13 protein-coding genes are annotated in these 13,360 nt (G+C 71.9%); 9 read left to right on the top strand and 4 right to left on the bottom strand.

What is annotated here, in order from left to right:
- Window positions 1–678 carry an NPCBM/NEW2 domain-containing protein gene (locus HDA31_RS26525; RefSeq protein ID WP_184871979.1) on the bottom strand — a complete coding sequence of 226 codons (678 nt, stop codon included), beginning with the start codon at window positions 676–678 and terminating at the stop codon, window positions 1–3.
- 34 nt (window positions 679–712) lie between these two features.
- Window positions 713–1,789, bottom strand: a complete 1,077-nt coding sequence (locus HDA31_RS26520) for a hypothetical protein (RefSeq protein WP_178063143.1) — start codon at window positions 1,787–1,789, stop codon at window positions 713–715.
- Window positions 1,790–1,985: 196 nt separating this feature from the next.
- Here HDA31_RS26520 and HDA31_RS26515 point away from each other — a divergent pair, with 196 nt between their 5' ends.
- On the top strand, window positions 1,986–2,162 hold the full coding sequence (locus HDA31_RS26515) for a hypothetical protein (RefSeq protein ID WP_178063144.1): 177 nt from the start codon (window positions 1,986–1,988) through the stop codon (window positions 2,160–2,162).
- 152 nt (window positions 2,163–2,314) lie between these two features.
- On the opposite strand, the gene HDA31_RS26510 is transcribed toward HDA31_RS26515, so the two are convergent.
- Both HDA31_RS26510 and HDA31_RS26505 read right to left on the bottom strand, forming a co-directional pair.
- Window positions 2,315–2,986 (bottom strand): response regulator transcription factor, encoded by a 672-nt coding sequence (locus tag HDA31_RS26510; protein WP_178063145.1) that lies wholly within the window; start codon window positions 2,984–2,986, stop codon window positions 2,315–2,317.
- Window positions 2,987–3,693: 707 nt separating this feature from the next.
- On the bottom strand, window positions 3,694–4,851 hold the full coding sequence (locus HDA31_RS26505; RefSeq protein WP_178063146.1) for a radical SAM protein: 1,158 nt from the start codon (window positions 4,849–4,851) through the stop codon (window positions 3,694–3,696).
- Window positions 4,852–5,261: 410 nt separating this feature from the next.
- Here HDA31_RS26505 and HDA31_RS26500 point away from each other — a divergent pair, with 410 nt between their 5' ends.
- Genes HDA31_RS26500 through HDA31_RS26465 form a run of 8 tightly spaced genes read left to right on the top strand, consistent with a single transcriptional unit; the run spans window position 5,262 to window position 13,337 of the window.
- The gene (locus HDA31_RS26500) at window positions 5,262–6,593 is read left to right on the top strand and encodes a preATP grasp domain-containing protein (RefSeq protein WP_246384315.1); all 1,332 of its coding nucleotides are present in this window, start codon (window positions 5,262–5,264) and stop codon (window positions 6,591–6,593) included.
- Window positions 6,590–7,879: a type III PLP-dependent enzyme gene (locus HDA31_RS26495; protein WP_178063147.1), complete on the top strand. Its 1,290-nt coding sequence runs from the start codon at window positions 6,590–6,592 to the stop codon at window positions 7,877–7,879. The genes HDA31_RS26500 and HDA31_RS26495 overlap by 4 nt, the downstream gene beginning before the upstream one ends.
- Window positions 7,880–7,905: 26 nt before the next feature.
- The gene (locus HDA31_RS26490) at window positions 7,906–8,178 is read left to right on the top strand and encodes an acyl carrier protein (protein ID WP_074475152.1); all 273 of its coding nucleotides are present in this window, start codon (window positions 7,906–7,908) and stop codon (window positions 8,176–8,178) included.
- Window position 8,179: 1 nt separating this feature from the next.
- A complete protein-coding gene (locus HDA31_RS26485) occupies window positions 8,180–9,547 on the top strand; it encodes an MATE family efflux transporter (RefSeq protein ID WP_074475151.1) in 1,368 nt (455 codons plus the stop codon).
- Entirely contained in the window at window positions 9,544–10,479 is a 936-nt protein-coding gene (locus HDA31_RS26480; RefSeq protein ID WP_074475150.1) for a 3-oxoacyl-[acyl-carrier-protein] synthase III C-terminal domain-containing protein, read from the top strand. The genes HDA31_RS26485 and HDA31_RS26480 overlap by 4 nt, the downstream gene beginning before the upstream one ends.
- Before the next feature lie 52 nt (window positions 10,480–10,531).
- Window positions 10,532–11,464 (top strand): hypothetical protein, encoded by a 933-nt coding sequence (locus HDA31_RS26475; RefSeq protein ID WP_178063148.1) that lies wholly within the window; start codon window positions 10,532–10,534, stop codon window positions 11,462–11,464.
- Window positions 11,461–12,150, top strand: a complete 690-nt coding sequence (locus HDA31_RS26470) for a hypothetical protein (RefSeq protein ID WP_178063149.1) — start codon at window positions 11,461–11,463, stop codon at window positions 12,148–12,150. The genes HDA31_RS26475 and HDA31_RS26470 overlap by 4 nt, the downstream gene beginning before the upstream one ends.
- Complete coding sequence (locus tag HDA31_RS26465) at window positions 12,147–13,337, top strand: acyl-CoA dehydrogenase family protein (protein ID WP_178063150.1); 1,191 nt, start codon at window positions 12,147–12,149, stop codon at window positions 13,335–13,337. The genes HDA31_RS26470 and HDA31_RS26465 overlap by 4 nt, the downstream gene beginning before the upstream one ends.
- The last annotated feature ends 23 nt before the right edge of the window (window positions 13,338–13,360 follow it).

The raw sequence follows: 13,360 nt of genomic DNA, 5'->3' as shown, positions 1-13,360 counted from the left end.
CTACGCGGTCAACCGGGGGTCACCCCAGGCCAACTCGGGAAGACCGTTGGACCGGCCGCCCGCGACGTTGGCGCCCGCTTGCAGCGGGTTGTCGACGGTGTCCGTCCGGTAGGCCAGCAGTTTCAGCCGCACCGCGTCAGGAGGAAGGTCGATCCTCATCGACCTGGGCTTCCCGAGGGTCGCGCTGACCTTCTTCACCGGGGAGCCGTCGACGAACACCTCGAAGTATCCGACCTGGTCGGCGTCCTGGGCATCGTCGAGGACGCCGACGGTGGCCTCGAAGGTGCGGTATCGGCCGCCGAGGTTGAACTCCACGGTGCCGCGAGGGCTGTTGCAGAACACGGAGCAGCGGTAGACGACGCTGTGGCCGTAGTGCGCTCCCCGGATCTCCGCTGACCCGACATCGATGTCAGACGCCCGGTTGAGCAGGTCCAGATCAGTGGCGTACACGGTCTCCACCGTGGGGCTGGCGGACTGCCCCGGGGTGGCCTCCGGGTGAGGAGACGCCGTGGGCGGCGCAGTGCTGGTGACGCCCAGGGCTGGAGGGGTGGTGGCCCCCGCCGACGGGGACGCTGGCGCGACGAGCTCAGGGCCGTTCTTTCCGGTGACGAAGCTGACGATACCCATCAGGTCGGCGATCAGCCCGATGACGGTGAGCACCGCCACCACGCCGATCATGGCGAGGACACGGTGCAACCAGGACGGTGGTCGTTCAGTCCCCGTGGGGGTGTCGCTCGGCATCGTCATCACCCTCCCCGCCAAGTGTGCCAGCGACGCCCGTGGGGTCCGGGTGAGGGCGCGCTCCGCCGGGCCGGGCCGGCGCGGAGCGCGCGCTGCCGACCTGGCGTCCGTCGGTGTGGCCATCGGGGGCCGCCCGCCGAGCGGCCGCGGAGCCGGCGGGGGGCGTGTCGGGTGCCTGACCTCGGCGGTACGGGCTGGCGGCGTTCCACACGCCGGTGAACTGCTCGTAGAAGTAGTCGAACCACTCGCCCTCGCGTCTGCGGTTCAGTCTGAACGTGGGCCGCAGTTCGTGTTGGCCGCCGAAGGAGCCGAGGCGAACGTCCATGGAGCCGTCGTCGAGTCCGGGATCGTAGGCGTAGAGGGTGTACGGGGGCAGGTAGTCGACCAGGCGCACCTCGAGGGCGTTGCCCTGTTCGAGCCGCCGGTCGAGCAGTCCGAGGTTGATGGCGAGGTGTTCCTCCAGCCTCGTCAGGCCCCAAGCCGGTCCCGCGCGGAAGGCCAGCATGGACATTGCCGCTCCGCCGGGGCGGATCAGCAGAACCTTGACGCGGACGTCGCGGGCCAGCGCCTGCCCGAGATAGTTGTCGAGGAAGGGGATGTGCATCGACAGGGTCGTGCCCCACAGCCATACCTCGTCCTGGGCGCCCTGGATCAGGCGGGAGATCTCGATCAGGTCGTCCTGTTCCACGAAGAACCGGTTGGCGGAGGCGGGCTGCTGCAGATCGCCGAAGCTGCGGTGCCGGGTCTGGATCGACTTCGACTTGTGGATGCGGTCGAGCGCGTCGAGCCACGCCGACACCTCCTGGTCGTCGCGGACGTCGCAGGCGACGAGGAGATTGAGCAGGAGTTGCCTGCCAGGTGGCCGGACTCCGGCGCGGGCCTCTCCGAGCGAAGCCCGGGGCATCGGGCGGTTGTGCGCGATCCCCCACGACTCCAACTCCCGCAGGGACAGATTGCCGTTGCGGGACAACAGGTTCCGGATGCACCCGGCCAGTGCCTCCGTCGTCTGCACCGACTGGAGTTCGGACGCCATGCTGCGGTCGGCCATGGTCCCTCCCCGGGAAAGCTGGATGCGACCGAGTATTGGCGACCTTCGGTGTGTCTGGCACCCGCTCGGGCGTCCGGTCGGACACATCGAGCGTTTGTCGCTCGGCTGAACCCCTGGTGTGCCACCGGACGGTGGTGGTGTCTGAGCCTCAAGGAGACTCTTGTCGGACGGGTGGTCCGAGATGCCTGCTGGTTTCATGCCCACCAACAAGTCGTTCGCGCCAGAATCCTGTCAGCAGAAGGCGCCTTCGGAGGCCGAGAGCGGCCGCGACCGTGTGCTCCGGAACAAGGTGTTCCCGGTGGTGACCGCTGGCGCCGCGTCCGGTGTCGCGCGAGCGCTGACCTCGTGGCTTCTCGACCATGTCAGCCTCTAGCGCGCGGGTATCACCACGGCACATGTGCGCCCAGCGAGAGCCCTCGTTCGCCGGGGCTCACGTGGCCTCGCTGGTGTTTGCACGTCGTCGGGAGCTCCGTGCAAACCCAGCGAGGTGAGCGCTCACATGGCGGACGCGGTGCGACCGAGGCGTTACAGCAGGGACGGTTCGATCAGCCCCGACTTGATCGCGGTGACCACGGCCATCGTCCGATTGGGCGAGCCGAGCTTGAGCAGCAGGCTTGCCACCAGTCGTTTCGCCCCGTGGTCGGAGATGCTCAGGCGACGGGCGATCTGCTTGTTGCTGAGCCCGTCGGCGAGCAGCGCCAGGGTCTCGCTCTCCCGGCTGGTCAGCTTGGCCGGTCGGGCTGCGCGCGCGGGCAGCGGGGCCGCCGCGCGGCGGATCAGTTCGCTCGCGAGTCGGGCCGGGATCTGGCTCTTGCCGACGGCCACCCGGCGGACCGCCTCGTCGATGCTGGTGGGAGTCAGATCCTGGCGGGCCAGGAATCCGTGGGCCCACGGGGGCGCGTCCTTGAGCGCGGTGCGCAGGTCGGTCGCGTCGACCAGGACGAGGACCTTGGTCTGGACGCCGTCCGGTAGTTGGCAGCCGCCGTAGCCGGCCTCCGCGATGATCAGGATGTCGACCGGGGTGGCCGACATGAGCTGGCAGGCCTGTTCCCAGCTCTCGCAGTAGAAATCGTCTCCGACGATGGCCAGGTCGTCCAGTATGGAGTTCAGGCCGCGGCGCACGAGCTCATTGCTGGCGCAGACGGCGACGGTGAGGCGGAGGTCGACCGGCACTTCCCGCGATCCGATCTGGGTCATCGCTTGCGAATCCCCTTCAGGCCGCGGTTCGGCCGGAGTCGGTCGCCGACCGGGTGCGCAGAGAACAGCGGGAGCGGCAGCGCGGTTACCAGACCGCATTCGGCGTTGCCGAACCCTGATCGGTATCCCGAGTCTTCGCTGCTGAGCCTTCCGAGGGAAGGCAGACTTCCGAAATCCACTATGGATCCCCCTTCGTCACCAGCCGACCACGGATTCCCCCGCTGTGGCGTGCGGCGGTCGGCGAGCTTCCGTCCTATATAGACAACCCCCCACGGAGCCGTTGGTCAACAGTTGGCTCATGTGAAACGGCTGAGTGGCCGTATCGATCTTGGCAACGTGGGATATTAATTGACTGTTGTCACTGTTTTGGGTAACGTTTCGGGTTTCGAGCGTGATGAGGACTCTGGTGGGCTGACCGGGTGCGTCCGTGGTGTCCCCTGCGGGGAGTTTCGAGGCGTTCAGACTGGTTGGGGCAGTGCCTTATCCAGGCCGGTCGACGGTCGGGATCCATGATCGTTCGGACGGTGCCGCCCAGGGGGTGCCGCGGCGCACGGTCCGAGGACGGGCGCGGTGGCGTGGCGGCGGCAAGGGTCCGGTTCACGACCGCGTCCGAGGCCGTCGCGGCGCGGGGTTGCCGCACGTGCCTCAGGCGCGGCGACGGGGCGGCCGCCCGCGCCGGCCGGCGGTGCGGTGCGGCTCCCGCGCGGTCAGCCGACGCCGAGCCCGTGCCGGTCCGGCGCGTCGCCCTGGCCGGCCCAGCGGTCGGCGACCGCGACCAGCCGATCGAGGTGGTCCAGCGGGTCGGGGTCGGCCAGCAGCCGGTCGGTCCGGGCGGGGCACGGGCAGTCGCCCCACGCCATCGCCGGGGCCAGCGCGTCGGCCCGGGGGTGCAACCGGAACGCCGACAGCGACTCGACCAGCACCGGACGGCACAGCTCGCAGCTGTCCGGCCGGGACTGCACGACGTCGTCCAACTGCGGGTTGAACCAGGAGATGTCGAGGTCGCCGTAGCCGTCGGGGCCGATGGCGTCGTCGGCGCACGCGGCGAGCAGCCGGACCAGCATCCACAGCGTCGGCGGTTCCCACAGCCCCTGGTCGTGCGCCCAGCCCAGCAGCGTGCCGGCCTTCGCGCTCAGCGGGAAGACCATCTGGGTGCGGTACCCGGCCGCCCGCGCACCGCGTACCCCGGCCAGCGTGTCCAGGTAGGCTTCCCGGGGCGACAGGCCCAGGCCGCCGAGGGTGATGTTGGCGATCGGGTCGAAGCCCAGGTCGAGCAGTGTGCGCGCGGTGTCCAGATAGGCCTGCTGGCGGGTCGGCTTGAGGTGGCACATCGAGCGCACCTGCGGATCCCACGACTCGACGCCGATCTGGCACACCAGCCGCGTGCCGGGGGCGAAGTACCGCCGCAGCCGGTCGAGCTTGTCGCGGTCGCAGACCTCGGGGCGGCTCTCGAACGCGAACGTGGCCGGGCGGCGCGCGGCCGCTGCGCGCAGCAGCCGGTCGCGCATCTCCGCAGGCACCTCCCGGTCGTCGAGCAGGCTCCCGGACGGCGAAAGATACAGGCAGGCGCCCTCGGGAACGGTGGCCAGTTTGCGCTCGACCGAATGGGCAACGACCTCCGGGCGGATTTCGGGGCCGATGCCGTAGTTGCACATGCTGCATTGGCCGGCCCGATCGTACGTGCAGCCTCGGGTGCGGAACCAGAACTGATACATCTGGTATTCGATCCGGGGGGCGCCGAAGGTCACCGGGTAGGTGCGCAGGAATACATTGTTGTATTCGGGGTAGAGTGGGCGTCCAGCGCGAATGGCAATGTTCGCGCGGACCAGCGCGTGGCGAAGGCGACGTTTCTCCGAATCATTCACAGAAATTGCTCCCGCGTCCGGTTGGTGGTTGTGCTCCGACCGCCCGGATACGAGGAATCGGTATCGCCTTTAGGCACCCGTGGCCGGTGAGGACGCCGTTTCGGCATCCTGGGCAAGCCTCGAACCAATTGGCTCGACTCTTCCCCGGCCATGCTACGCAGCGCAGGCGAGACCACCCCCGGTCGTGCGGGGCACACATTCGGGCGATGGTCCGGCGCGACCGGCGGCCATACCCGATCAGCCGGGTTCGGAAGTGCGCGCTTCCCGTCCTTACCCCGGATCGCACCGAGTGCCTATGTTGATCGGCGTCATCCGGCAGCTTGCACGCAGACGGGACGGGACACGTGGCGGAGACTCCACCAGATTTCCTCGGACGGATTCGGTCCGCGCTCGGTGCGCCGGGGCCACTGGTGCTGCTCGGCAACTTCGAGGTCGAGGACCAGTGGGCCCGGGAACAGCCGGGCCTGCCGCGGCTGTCCTCGGCGGGCAGCCGCGCCGTGGTGAACCGGATGGACGAGTTCGCGCTGCTGCTCGGCGACGCGGGCGACACCGTGGTCCTCAAGGCGGCCCCGGATCCGGACTACCTGGCCTACCTGCACGAGCTCGAACTCCCGGTGCCGCGGGTGCTGGCCTGCGGCTCCCAGGATGCCCAGCAGACCGTCACCGAGGACGCGCTGGCCGACTCCCGGCTGGTCGACGAGCTGCGCCGGCTCGCCGCCGGTGGCGCGCGGCTGTGGCCGCACGGCGTCTCCGCGGTGGAGGAGAAGCTGGCCGAGGCCACCGGCCTGCCCCTGGGCGCGCCGGACGCCCGGCTGTGCATCCGGGTGAACAGCAAGATCTACAGCCGACGCGTCGGCGACGAGCTGGGCCTGCGCCAGCCGACGGGGTGGGCCTGTGAAACGCTCGACGAGCTGGAGAAGGTCGCCGGTCCGGTCGCCGAGCTGCTCGCCGCCGGCCACCGGTTCGCCGTGAAGGACGCCCTCGGGGTGTCCGGGCGGGGCATCACCCTGGTGGACGACGTCCGTCGGTTCGAGCGGCTGTGCCGGATGATCCTGGCCCGGGAACGACGAGCCGGTTGCAGCCGGGCCGACGTCGTCGTCGAGGAGTGGGTGGCCAAGGAGACCGACCTCAACTACCAGGTGACGGTCGGCCGCGACGGTGCCGTCCACCTCGACTTCGTCAAGGAGGCGATCACCGAGGGCGGGATCCACAAGGGCCACCGCATCCCGGCCCGGTTGTCCCGGGCGCAGGCCGCCGAGCTGGCCGAGGTCGCCGTCGCGGTCGGCGCGCGGCTGCACCGCGACGGTTACTTCGGCGTGGCCGGGATCGACGCCATGATCGATCCCGACGGCCGGCTCTACCCGTTGGTGGAGATCAACGCCCGGAACAACATGTCGACCTACCAGGTGGGCATCCAGGAGCGGCTGATCCCGCCGGACGCGATCGCGCTGGCCCGGCACTACCCGCTGCGGCTGCGCCAGCCGGTGGCCTTCCACCGGCTGCGGTCGGTGCTGGGCGAACTGCAGTTCGAGCGCCGCAGCGGCGTCGGCTTCCTGGTGAACAACTTCGCCACCGTGAACGCGGCCGCCCCGGCACCCGGCGACGGCCGCGACGGAGCGGCGCACCCGACGTTCGACGGCCGGCTCTACGGCATGGTCGTCGGCCGCTCGGCCGACGAGGTCGCCGAACTGGACCGGCGGGTGGGCGAGCGCGTCGCCGAGCTGGTCGGCGGTGCGGCATGACCGACACCATCGGCGGTCTGGCCGTCACCGACCTGGCCCGCGAGTTCGGCACGCCGCTGTACGTCTACGACGCCGACGTGCTGCGCGAGCGCTACCGGCAACTGCGCGAGGTGCTGCACCCCGAGGTGGGGATCCTGTTCTCCCTGAAGGCGAACCCGAACGTGTCGATCTGCGCGGTGCTGCGGTCGCTCGGGGCCGGAGCCGAGGTGTCGTCACTGGCCGAGCTGCTGATCGCCGGCCGGGCCGGGGTCGCTGCGGAGGACACCATCTTCCTGGGACCGGGCAAGTCCGCCCAGGAGATCGACGCCTGCCTGGCCACCGGGGTGCACGCCATCGTCTGCGAGTCGTGGGGCGAGCTGGCCGAGATCGACGCGCTCGCGGCCCGGCGCGACACCGTCGCCCGGGTCGTGCTGCGGATCAACCCGTCCTTCACCGTCAAGGGTTCGCGGCTCACGATGAGCGGCAAGCCACGCCAGTTCGGCATCGACGAGGAACAGGCGCTGGAGGCTGCGCCCCGGGTGGCCGGGCTGCGGAACGTCCGGCTGATCGGCGTGCACGTCTACATGGGGACCCGCATCCTGGCCGAGGAGGTGGCCGCCGAGAACACCACCCGCATCCTCGACCTGGCCGAACGGGTCGCCGAGCGGCTGGGCTTCGAGCTGGAGACGGTGGACGTGGGCGGCGGTCTCGGGGTCGCCTACTTCGACGGCGAACGCGACCTGGACCTGCGCCGGCTCGCCGACCTCGTCAACCCCGCGTTCGCGGCCTTCCGGGCCCGGCACCCGCGGACCCGGCTGTTCACCGAGCTCGGCCGCTTCCTCACCGCCGAGTCGGGCACCTATCTGGTGCGCGTCCGCCAGGTCAAGGAGTCCATGGGCGAGTGGTTCGCGGTGACCGACGGCGGGACCCACCACCACATGGCGGCGGTCGGCGTCGGCTCGTTCGTCAAGCGGGACTTCCCGATCCGGCTGCTCGGCCGGGAGGCGACCGAACCGGCCCCGAACTGGCGGGTCACCGGCCTGTTGTGCACCCCGAACGACACCCTGTCCACGCACACCCCGCTGCCGCCGCTGCGCCCCGGCGACCTGCTCGGGGTGCTGCGCTCGGGCGCCTACGGGCCCAGCGCCTCACCGGTGCTGTTCCTCAGCCACGGCCATCCGGCCGAGGTGCTGGTCGACGCCGGTCGGCCGTACCTGATCAGGGATCGGGACCGGCCCGCCGACATCGTCGACCGCCAGCGCCTGTACGAGCGGGCACCCGGGGTGCCCTCCGCCTCCATCCCCTGAACCCCTCCTTCCGGAAAGGCACAGGCATGACGAACACCGAAGCCGCCCTGACGCAGGCGCACAGCCGTGTGGTCGACACGCTCGCGGAGATGATCCGACGCGACGTCGGCGCGCTGAGCGCCGACAAGCGCATCGTCGACGACCTCGGTCTGGACTCGACGAGCATCCTCGAGCTGCTGATGAAGCTGGAGGACGAGTTCGGGGTCGAGTTCGACCCGGACACCTTCGAGCCCCGTCACTTCGAGACGATCGGGACGCTCACCGAGTACGTGGCCGGTCAGGCCGAGGAGCAGGAGTAGCATGGCCGACCGCAGCGGCTCGGTCGCGGCCGACCGGTCCGGGACCCGACGCGCCATCGCCGGGCTGGCGCTGCCGATGACGATCGCCGACGTCGTGCTCTTCGTCGAGATCATCGGCGTGGTGGCGCTCCTCGGCCGGGTCAGCAACGAGGCGCTCTACATCCGGTCGTTGACGATGCCGATCCTGCTGCTGTTCGTCGCCATGAGCACGGCGTTCGCCATCACGTACCAGGTCATGGCGTCGATCAGCAGGGGACGCGAACGACCTGAGGACCTGGTTCCGACCGCGGTGGCGCTGTTGCGGGTGTTCGTGGTCACCGGGGTCGTGCTGTGCCTGGTGCTCTACCTCGGTGGCCCCGCGCTGGGCGCGCTGCTGGACGTGCCGGCGGCCGAGCGGGCCGAGTTCGTCCGGTTCCTGCGCTGGACGTCACTGGCCAGCCTGACCGTGGTGCTGCCGGCGCTGTGCTCGGCGGCGCTGCGCGGCTTCGGGCACGCCCGGGCGGCCGCGGTGGTCACCCTCACCAGCGCGGCGGTCGAGTTCGCGCTCGTCGGCCTGCTCGGCTTCGGCGCCGGGCTGGGGCTGTTCAGCGTGCCGATCGCGACCGCGGTGGCGAGCGCGGCCGCGGCGGTCCCCGGCATGTGGTTCATGCGTCGCCACCGGCTGTGGGGTCGCCTCACCGGAGTGCCGGTGCGCGGCGAGGTCGCCGGCTTCCTGCGGGGCGTCGGGCTGCCGGTCGCCCTGTCCTACGTGCTGATCTCGCTGTTCAACGTGGGCATGCTGTGGGTGCTGACGCCCTTCGGCCCGGACACGATCTCGGGCTACGCCGCGGCGTCCACGCTCCAGGCGCTGATCATCATCCCGGGCATCCAGCTCGGCGGGGCGACCGCGATCGTGATCAACCAACGGCGCGGTGCGGGCTCGGTGGACGGGGCGGGGGAGATCCTGCGCGCCGGCCTGGAGCTGACCTTCGTCTTCTACGCGGTGGTGGCGGCGGTCATCTGGCTGCTGCGCGACACGGTCGGGCGGATCGTCTCCGACGACCCGCGGGTGGTCGCCGCGGTCGGGCTCTACATCGGCGTGGTCGCCCTGACCTACCTGGCGCAGGGCCCGGTGCTGGCCTCGCTGACCTTCCTGGAGCACATCGGCAACGGCACGCTCGCCCTGCTGCTCAACGTCATCTACTTCGCCGAGATCGTCGTCGTCGGCGGGGTGCTGGCGCGGGCCCTCGACGACCCGACGGCGCTCTACGCGACCGCCGCCGTGGGCAACGTGGTCGGCCTGGTCGTGGTGGTGATCGCCGTGCGACGGGTGCGCCGGATGCGCCCGGTGGCCATGGTCGAGGCCCCGCTGGCCGGCGGTACGCGATGACGTCGCTGGTCGCGGTGGCGAGCCACATCCCGGAGGCGACGGTGCCGGTGGCCGCGTTCCTGCGCGAGCACGGCATCCCCGAGCCGCGGGTACGGATGTACGAGCGGTTCTTCGGGTTCGACCGGATCCCGCTCGACCCGGCGGCCGGCCCGGCCGACCTGCTGGTCGCGGCGGCGAACGGGCTGCCCGACTTCGCCGCGTACCGGCCGCGGATCCGCTACGTGATCCAGGCGCGAACCATGCCGGTGGTCGCCCCGCACCCGGTCAACCCGCTCGCCGAGGCGTGCCGGCGGCTGGGGCTGGAGGGCGCCACCGCGATCTGCCTCACCCAGCACGCCTGCGCCTCCGGGCTGCTGGCCGTCGAGGTGGCCGGCGAGCTGCTGGCCGCCGACCCCGATCCGCAGGCGCTGGCCCTGCTGGTGGCCGGGGAGAAGGCGTTCACCACGGCGGGCAAGGTGTTGGCCGACACCGGCGTCATGGGCGAGGGCGCCGCCGCCGTCCTGGTCGCCGCCGGTGGTGACCGGGACCGGATGCTGGCCTACGCGACCCGCACCTGCGGGAAGTTCCACCGCGGCGCCTGGCTCGACGAGGAACTGACCGCGGCCTTCCACGACGAGTACCCGGCGCTGCTGGCCGAGGTGATCGACGCCGCGGTGCGCAGCGCCGGGCTCGACCTCGACGACATCGCGCTGATCCTGCCGCACAACGTCAACCGGATGTCGTGGCTGCGGGTGCTGCGGCTGCTCGGCGTGCGCGGCGCCGATCGGCTGTTCATGGACAACCTGGCCGGCTGCGGGCACTGCTTCGGGGCCGACAGCTTCATCAACTACCGGACCGCGGTCGACGCCGGACGGCTGCGGCCGGGCGACCGCTACCTGATGACCTCGGTGGGGCTGGGAGCGACCTTCTCGGCCATGGTCCTCGAGCACTGAGCCCGGTTGCCGCCGCACCGACCCGATCGAGCCCGCAGGAGGAGCCACCGGCATGTACATCACGGTTTCCCGACCGGCCGACAACGGCCGGGCCGGGCCGCGGGATCTGCGCCTGGCCGCGGTCGCCCAGCGCACCGGGATCGACCGGCGCGAGTTCCGCCCGCAGGACCACGACTACTTCCGCGACCTGTACGGCACCTTCGGGCTGGCGGCCGACCAGGAGGGGCTGGCGGCCGGGCGGGTGTCGTTCACCGACCTGGTCGAGGCCGTGCTGCCCGACCTGAAGGGCCACGGCGACCGGTTCGACCTCGCCGTCATGGCCAGCGCGGCGCCGGACGCCGAGCCCGGCTTCCCGATGTGCTTCCTCGACTCGGCCGTCCCGGACGTCGGGCTGGTCTTCGGCGTCGCCGACCTGGGCCTGCTCGGGGTGTTCACCGCGCTGTGGCTGGCCGAGAACCGCAGCCGGCTGGACGCCCGCCGGATCCTGGTGTTCGCCCTGGACCAGGCCAGCGTGCTGCACTCCGAACCGGTGCCGGCGCACCTGCGGGTCGCCGAGGACGCGGTGACCGTGCTGGTCCTGGACGCCGACGCGGCGCACCGGGTCGAGACGGCGCAACCGCATCCCGTGCCGCCCGACCAGGTGGCCGCCCGCTGGTCGGCGCTGCTGGCCGGGGAGCGACCCGCAGCGGTCACCGCGCTGGCCGGTCCCGGCCTGGTGGCCGCCTGCGGCGACCGGCTCCCGGCGGGCACCGTCGCGGTGCCCGCCGGACGCCCGGCCAGCGGCATCTGGTCCGTGCTCGCCGCCGAGTGGGACGGCTGGCGTCGCACGGGCCGCCGGGTGCTGCTCGCCGACTACGACCCCGGGCTGGGTCAGTTCGCCCACTGCGCGATCACCGTCGAGGCCGGCCCCGTCGAGCCCGGTGCCGTCGAGCCCGGTGCCGACGGGCACGTCGTCGACCCCGAGGAGCAGGAGAAGCTGCCATGACCAGGACAGGCACGGCCCTCGGCGCAGCGTGGCCGGCGATGCTCGCCGTCGCGCACGCGAGCGGCTGGTCGGCGGCGCTCACGGCGCTGCACGCCGCCGTCGATCCGGGGGTCGTGGTCCTCGGCCCGGCCGGTCACGGGCTGGTGCCCGACGAACTGGCCGCGACCGCGGACCGGCTGCGCCAGGGCGAGTGGGAGTGGGCCCCGGCCGACACCGTCGAGCGCCTGGACACCGGCGTGCCCGGCCTGACCGGGTTGCGGGCCCGCCGGCCGGTGACCGCCGTCCGGGTGCCGGAGGCGCGCTCGTGGACCACCGCGCTGGCCGGGCTGCGCCTCGGCCTGTCCTACCGGCTGCTCGAAGGCGCGCTGCGCTACCTCGACCGGCGGTACACCGGGGACGTGGTGCTGTTGCAGCACAGCGTGGTCAAGAGCGCGGTCGCCGACGTCGTCATGGAGCAGTTGCAGGTGCGCTGCGCGCTCGACGGCGCCGGGCCCGACGGCCTCGACGCCCCGGCCGTCGCCGACCTGCACGCGCAGATCACCGCCGTCGACCGGGCCGGGGTCCGGCTGCTCGGCGCGCACGGCTACGTCGAGGGCGGTCCGGGCAGCACGGTGTACGTGTCCGAGCTGCTCGCCGACGCCTACCGCGCCGGGACCGGGTCGATGCCAGGGGGGTTCGACGAATGACCGAGCTCGAACCGCGGCTCCGCCGGTTGCAGGCCCAGGCCCGGGAATGGGCCGCGGAGATGCGTCCGTACGCCCTCGAGGTGGACCGGGACCCGGACGCGGTCACCCGGGTGGCGCATCTGCCGGCGCTGGCCCGGGTGGCCGCCCTCCAGATCCCGCCGGAGTTCAACCCGGAGCCGCTGGTGCTCGGCGACCAGACCTACTACCTCATGAGCGCGTCCGAGCGGGTCGTCTTCTTCGAGGAGGGGGCCTGCGCCGACCTGGGCATGATGCTTGGCTCGCCGGGCGGTCCCATGAGCGGCGTCGTGGTGGACGCGCTGGGCAGCCAGGAACAGAAGGAGTGGTTCTACGGTCGGCTGCTGCTGCGTCCGACCTGGACGTTCTTCGCCCTCTCCGAGCCCGAGCACGGCTCGGACGCCGCGAACATGGCGACCCGGCTGACGCCGTCCGCCGACCCGGACGGCCCGGCCCGGCTCAACGGCGTCAAGCGCTACGTGGGCAACGCGGGCCGGGCCGAGTTCGGCGTCGTCTTCGCCCGGACCGGGCCCGGTCCGCTGGGGTTCGCGGCCGTGCTCGTCGACGCGACCGCACCGGGGTTCGCCACCACCCCGGTGCGGACCATCGGCGTACGCGGCGCCGGGCTCGGCGAGATCACCCTCGACGACGTCGAGCTGACGCCCGACCGGGTGCTCGGCGCCCACCTGCGGCCCAGCCGGCGCGGGATGGCCGCCTGGCTGCGCACGTTCAACCTGCTGCGCCCCGCGGTGGCGGTCATGGGGGTCGGCGTCGCCCGCGCCGCCTACGAGTACGTGCTGGCCGAGCGCAGCTCGTTGCGGGTCGCCGAGCGGCTGCGCCTGGAGCGGATGGAACGGGCCATCGCCACCACCCGGCGGATGCTGCGCGCCGCGGCCGCCGCGGTCGACCACGACCCGTCCGCCGGGCATCTCGCGTCGGCGGCGAAGGCCACCTCGGCGCGGCTGGCCGAACGCGTGACGCTGGCGGCCCTCGACTTCTTCGGCCCCGGGGCCCGGCTGGAACACCCGCTGCTGGACAAGCTGGTCCGCGACGCCGGTTCGGTGGAGTACATGGAGGGCACCAGCAACATCCAGCGGCTGGGCGTCTTCGGCGGCCTGCTGCGTGGTGCCTTCCCGCCGTTGCAGGCCGCCCGGCTGCCGACCGAGAGCTGATCCGACCCATGCCGACCGCGGAG

It is taken from the genome of Micromonospora carbonacea (genome assembly GCF_014205165.1).
Taxonomy (GTDB): Bacteria; Actinomycetota; Actinomycetes; order Mycobacteriales; family Micromonosporaceae; genus Micromonospora; species Micromonospora carbonacea.
Note: the sequence above shows the minus strand (reverse complement) of the source record. Positions and strands in the feature narration are given on the sequence as shown.

Excerpts from the sequence above, each read along its gene's own strand:
- HDA31_RS26525 (WP_184871979.1), bottom strand. The coding sequence starts at position 678 with ATGATCGGCGTGGTGGCGGTGCTCACCGTCATCGGGCTGATCGCCGAC.
- HDA31_RS26520 (WP_178063143.1), bottom strand. The coding sequence starts at position 1,789 with ATGGCCGACCGCAGCATGGCGTCCGAACTCCAGTCGGTGCAGACGACG.
- HDA31_RS26515 (WP_178063144.1), top strand. The coding sequence starts at position 1,986 with ATGCCCACCAACAAGTCGTTCGCGCCAGAATCCTGTCAGCAGAAGGCG.
- HDA31_RS26510 (WP_178063145.1), bottom strand. The coding sequence starts at position 2,986 with ATGACCCAGATCGGATCGCGGGAAGTGCCGGTCGACCTCCGCCTCACC.
- HDA31_RS26495 (WP_178063147.1), top strand. The coding sequence starts at position 6,590 with ATGACCGACACCATCGGCGGTCTGGCCGTCACCGACCTGGCCCGCGAG.
- HDA31_RS26490 (WP_074475152.1), top strand. The coding sequence starts at position 7,906 with ATGACGAACACCGAAGCCGCCCTGACGCAGGCGCACAGCCGTGTGGTC.
- HDA31_RS26485 (WP_074475151.1), top strand. The coding sequence starts at position 8,180 with ATGGCCGACCGCAGCGGCTCGGTCGCGGCCGACCGGTCCGGGACCCGA.
- HDA31_RS26480 (WP_074475150.1), top strand. The coding sequence starts at position 9,544 with ATGACGTCGCTGGTCGCGGTGGCGAGCCACATCCCGGAGGCGACGGTG.
- HDA31_RS26475 (WP_178063148.1), top strand. The coding sequence starts at position 10,532 with ATGTACATCACGGTTTCCCGACCGGCCGACAACGGCCGGGCCGGGCCG.
- HDA31_RS26470 (WP_178063149.1), top strand. The coding sequence starts at position 11,461 with ATGACCAGGACAGGCACGGCCCTCGGCGCAGCGTGGCCGGCGATGCTC.
- HDA31_RS26465 (WP_178063150.1), top strand. The coding sequence starts at position 12,147 with ATGACCGAGCTCGAACCGCGGCTCCGCCGGTTGCAGGCCCAGGCCCGG.